General features: G+C 71.1%; 3 protein-coding genes. All 3 read right to left on the reverse strand.

The features are described from left to right. Positions 1-48: 48 nt before the first annotated feature. From AB0B41_RS30615 to AB0B41_RS30625, 3 genes are read right to left on the reverse strand one after another with little or no spacing between them, the layout of a single operon-like run. Positions 49-2,793 (reverse strand): branched-chain amino acid ABC transporter permease/ATP-binding protein, encoded by a 2,745-nt coding sequence (locus tag AB0B41_RS30615; protein ID WP_358209479.1) that lies wholly within the window; start codon positions 2,791-2,793, stop codon positions 49-51. Continuing rightward, positions 2,790-3,536, reverse strand: a complete 747-nt coding sequence (locus tag AB0B41_RS30620; RefSeq protein WP_358209481.1) for an ABC transporter ATP-binding protein — start codon at positions 3,534-3,536, stop codon at positions 2,790-2,792. The genes AB0B41_RS30615 and AB0B41_RS30620 overlap by 4 nt, the downstream gene beginning before the upstream one ends. Then, a complete protein-coding gene (locus AB0B41_RS30625; RefSeq protein WP_358209483.1) occupies positions 3,533-4,750 on the reverse strand; it encodes an ABC transporter substrate-binding protein in 1,218 nt (405 codons plus the stop codon). The genes AB0B41_RS30620 and AB0B41_RS30625 overlap by 4 nt, the downstream gene beginning before the upstream one ends. Positions 4,751-5,177: the final 427 nt, after the last annotated feature.

The following is a 5,177-nucleotide window of genomic DNA, read 5'->3' on the forward strand; positions in this document are numbered from 1 at the left end:
TCCGCCCCGAGCTCGGGCGGAGGCGGGGCCTCCCCGTTCCGTGGCCGGTCAGGCCCGACCGCGCGCGGCCTCGCCACCCGCGGGCACGGGCGTGCCGCTCGGTGCGGGGGCCGGTGTCTCCTCGTCGGTGCTCCCGAGGTAGGAGGCGACGACCCGCTCGTCCGTGCGGATCTCGGCCGCCGTACCGGAGGCGATGCACTTGCCGAACTCGAGCGCGTAGATCCGGTCACAGAGCCGCATGACCATGCTGACGTCGTGCTCGATGAGCAGCACGGCCATGCCCCACTCCCGGGCGAGCCGGATGATGAGGTCGCCCAGTTCGCGGCTCTCGACCTCGTCGAGGCCGGCCGCCGGCTCGTCGAGCAGCAGGACGGACGGCTCGGCCGCAACCGCCCGGGCGATCGCCACGAGCCTGCGGCGCCCGTACGGCAGCTCGGTCGGTCGGACGTGGAGGTACTCCTCGAGCCCGAACTCCCGGATCGCTGCGAGGCAGGCAGCGCTGACCCGTGTCCGGCCCGGTGCGACCAGGTCGGTCACGTAGGCCTTGACGTCCTGCGGCTCGGAGGCGGCCTGGAGGTTCTCCAGCACGGTCATGTCGTCGAACAGCTCGAGCGACTGGAAGGAACGGCCGAGGCCCTGTCGGGCACGACGGTCGCGCGACCAGCTGTCGATCGGCTGCCCGTCGAGCAGCACGCGGCCACTCAGGGCGTTCGGGATGAAGCCCGTGATGCCCTCGACCGCCGTGCTCTTGCCCGCACCGTTCGGACCGATGAGGCCGACGATCTCGCCCGGCTCCACGGTGAGGTCCAGGCCCGCCAGCGCCGTCACGCCGCCGAACCGGGCGGTGAGGTCCTCCACGGCCAGGCTCTTCGGCGCAACCCGGTGGCCCGTCACGGTCTCCGGGATGTCCAGGACGGGGGCGGCCGGTTTGCGGTGCCACTTCAGTCGTAGCTTGTCCGCGAGCTCGGAGTGCATCGCCGCGAGGCCGTTCGGGAACTGCAGGATCGTCACGAGCAGCAGGACTCCGCCGATGAGGAAGATGTAGGTCTCGACGTTCCTCCCCAGGAGGTGCAGGACCTGGGAGCCGAGGGCCCCCGGCTCGAGCCCGGCGCCGAGGAACGCCCCCGACACCCAGCCGACACTGCCGATCACACCCTCCTGCAGCACCGTGATCGACTTCAGCGTCGCGAAGTCGTTGTAGTTCAGCGTCGGGTTGCGGAAGGCGATGAAGACGCCGCCGAGACCGGCGACCGCCGCGCCCAGCATGAAGGCGTACAGCTTGACCCGGGTGACGGCGATGCCGAGCGCCGAGGCGGCCCGCTCGTTCGCCCGTACCGCGATCATGCGCCGGCCGACCCGCCCGCGTCGGACGTTGGCGACGCCGAGGCTGACGATCACCAGGACGATCAGGACGAGCGTCGCGTACCGCTCGGGATGGACGACCTGGCTGATGTTGAGCCCGAAGACGTCCTGCGGGCCGACCCGCAGCCCGTCCAGGCCGCCGGTGTAGTCCGGGTTGGTGAACACCATGCCCTCGAGCGCGACGGCGAGGCCGAGGGTCACGATGCCCAGGGCGACCCCACGGGTGCGGACGCCGGCGAGCCCGACGACGAAGCCGAGGGGCACCGTGAGCAGCGCCCCGATCAACGCGGCGAGCAGGAACGGCATCCCGAGGTGCTCGACGAGCAACCCGGCGCCCAACGCCCCGACGCCGGCCAGGGCGAACTGGGCGAGGGACAGCTGCCCTGCGAAACCGGTCACGACGACGACCGACAAGACGACGATGGCAACGGCCAGTTGGACCGTCATCGCGTCGAGCCAGACCGGGGACATGACGGCCCAGATGAGGACCAGCGCGAGCACGATCGGGACCGTCAAGGTGACCGGGCGGAGCAGCCCGGAGCCGACGGACGGCAGACGGATGCCCTGCTCGCCCTTGCCCGGAACGCGGGAGCCTCGGCTGATGAGCACGATGGCCACCACGATGAACGGGACGGCGCCCGGCACACCCGCGCCGGGGACCCAGCGGGTGGCGACCGACTGCAGGACGCCGATCCCGAGCCCGGCTGCGAGGGTCAGCGGGAAGGACGAGAAGCGCCCGACCACGGCGGCAGCCAGCACCGGGATCACGAGCAGCGTCAGGCCGGTGACGGACAGACCGATGATCGGCACTAAGAAGATGCCCGCCATGCCGGAGAGTCCGGCCCCGATTGCCCAGTTCGCGACCGCGACCCGGTCGGGCGAGAGGCCGAGGGTGGACGCCGCACGAGGGTTCTCCGACGTCGCCGTCGTGGCCAGGCCGAACGTGGTGAACTTGTAGACCGCCCACAGCGCCGCGGTGAGCACCAGGACCAGCACCAGGATCAGTACCCGGTCCGCGCCCACGGTGACGCCGAGGATCGACCACGGCTCGGTGGGCAGGAAGGACGGCACCACCACGACTTCCATCGGGTACCGCAGGGCTGCGACCGCCTGCAGGATCGCCATGATCGCCAGGGTGGCGATCACCTTGAGCAGCACGCTCGAGTTCCGCAGCGGGCGCATCACCAGCAGATGGGTCAGCGCGCCCAGCACCGCGGAGACCAGAATGCCGGCGATTGCGGCGGGCACGGTAGGCCAGCCCGCCCCCTCGCTCAGCTCCCAGAAGGTGTAGGCCCCGACCATGCCCATCGCGCCGTGCGCGAAGTTGACGACACCGGAGCCCCGGTAGATCAGGACGAGCCCGGTCGCGGACAGGACGTACAGCGCGCCCGCGCCTAGGCCGAGCAGGATGAACCGGAGCACCTCGGTCATCGGGCGGTCCCCTTCCGCTCGGGACGGTCCTCGTGCCCGGCGGACAGGTACGAGGCCTCGATCTCGTCGATGCGTTCCAACAGGTCCGCGGCCGTGCCCTCGAGCTCCACCCGGCCGCGGCGCATGACGTAGCCGCGGTCCGAGACCTGGAGGGCCTGGCGGACGTGCTGCTCCACCAAGAGGACGGCGACGCCGGAACGGGCGGCCGCCTGGACGGCGTCCAGCAGCCGCGTCACGATCTTCGGGGCGAGCCCGAGCGAGAGTTCGTCCGCGAAGAGCGCCACGGGGTTTCCGGACAGTGCGCGGGCGAGGGTGAGCATCTGTTGCTCGCCGCCGGACAGCAGTCGCGCGGGGCGCTTCAGCAGCGGCTCGAGCTCCGGGAAGAGCTCGAGCGCGCGCTGCGGCGAGCCGCCGCCGAGGCGGAGGTTCTCGGCCGTGGTCAGCGTCGGGAAGATCGAGCGCTCCTCGGTGACGAACCGCAGGCCGTCCCGTGCCCGCCGGTCGAGCGACATCCGCTCGGTCCTTCCCCGCCACACCACCTGACCGCCTTGGGGCGAGAGCTCGCCCGCCAGGGTGAGTAGGCTCGTGGTCTTGCCCGCGCCGTTCGAGCCCACCAGGCAGACGATCTCGCCGGCGCGGACCTGCATGTCCAGGTCGGTGACGACCGGGACTGCGCCGTAGCCGGCGTTCAGTCCGCGGGCCTCGACCACCACCGTGCGGGTCCCGGCCGCGAGAGCGGTCACGACGTCGTCCCCGACAGGGCCGAGCTCATGTCGTGCCATTCGGGCGAGTCGAGGACGGTCTGACCGCCCTTGACCGTGTAGGTGAGCACGTTGCGGTTGAACAGCCGGTTCAGGCCTGGTGCGGCGAACTCCCGGCTCGTCGTGAAGGCGCCGAGCGGCCCGGTCGCCGGCTGTTCGATCTTCGCCATCGCGTCGAACACGGACTTCTGGTCGATCTCACCAGGGATGGACTTCAGGGCCTCGAGGGCGATGGTGGCGACGGACCAGGACAGCACCCCGTAGCTACCGCGGATCTGCTCCTCGGGGACGCCGGCTGCGCTCGCCTGCTGGCTCATGACGCGCATCTGGTCCACCTCGTCGTTGTAGGCGAACGACTGGCCGATCAGGACGGTGCCCTCGACGGCCTCGGCGGGAACCTTGGAGATGACGGCCGGTGGGATCGTGGCGTAGGACGCACCCAACAGGGGCTTGGTGGGGCTCTGCGCCACCGCGCTGATCAGCTTTGCGGCCTCGTTGGGCGGGAGGGCGAGGAAGATGCACTTCGCGCCGCCCGCGGTCACCGTCGCGAGCGCCGGTGCGTAGTCCGGAGTACCCGGGGCGACCCGGGCCTGGGCGACGAGCGAGCCGCCCGCGCTCTTCAGGCCGCGCTCCACGTAGCCGATGAAGGCGTTGGACGAGGCGTTGTCGTAGCCGATTGCGCCGGCCTGGGTGCAACCGCGCCGGACGAACTCGGTGCCCACCCCGGCGCCACCGGAAGGCGTGCCTCCGAGCAGCGGGAAGGACACCGGGTTGGTGCCGTCGTCCGGGGCGAGGACGGTGTTGCCGGTGTAGGCGATCCGGGCCTGCTCGAGGATCGGCAGGATCGAGCCGCCGAAGTTGGTGAACGGGGCCAGGACGAGGTCGACCTCGTCGCTGACGGCCTGGCGGGCGCAGGCGGCTGCCTTGTTGGCATCGCGTTGCTCGTTGCAGACCTCGAGCTCGATCTGGCGGCTGCCTATGCCGCCCGCGTCGTTGACGGGCTTGATCGCGGCCCGGGACATCGACTCGATCTCGGGCCACGAGAAGTCCGCGGACTCCAGCTGGCTGATCAGCATGACCTTGATCGGATCACCCCCGCCTGAGCTGGCGGCGCCGCCGCCGCAGGCGGTGAGCAGGGTGAGCGCGGTGGCTGCAGCCAGCGCTCCCCACCACTTCGTACGCGTCGACCTGTGCATGGGGACCTCTCCGGTGAGATCTCGTTCGGGACGGTCAAGCACGCGAGACGCGAGCGACGATCGACCAGGCGGGATTGACGAGGCCGACGCCCTTGCCTTGCGCTTACAGACGACTCAATAGGTCGACGGAAATTATGTCCTGTTCTGCCGTGGCGTCAAGGGGTCCGGCCGAGCCCGCGCGGTCGAGGCAGCACTCTTGCCATGTCAGAGGCGTGCGGAGTCGTCGTCCTGAGCGTTCGTACCGGTACGCCGGCGAGTCGAGCGAGGCAGAAAGCAGTGTCCTCAATGAGGTCGTGGGGGGGGGGGGGGGGGGGGCCCCCCCCCCCCCCGGGGGGGGGGGGGGCCCCCCCCCCGCCGCCGGCTTTACAGAGCCCCCCACCCCGCGCCAAGGCCCCCCCCCCCGCGCCCGCACCAAAATTAGGAGGGG

The organism is Pseudonocardia sp. NPDC049154 (assembly GCF_040648315.1).
Taxonomy (GTDB): Bacteria; Actinomycetota; Actinomycetes; order Mycobacteriales; family Pseudonocardiaceae; genus Pseudonocardia.

What these genes read in the sequence shown, in the direction of transcription:
- AB0B41_RS30625 (WP_358209483.1), bottom strand. Translation starts at nt 4,750, where the DNA reads ATGCACAGGTCGACGCGTACGAAGTGGTGGGGAGCGCTGGCTGCAGCC.
- AB0B41_RS30615 (WP_358209479.1), bottom strand. Translation starts at nt 2,793, where the DNA reads ATGACCGAGGTGCTCCGGTTCATCCTGCTCGGCCTAGGCGCGGGCGCG.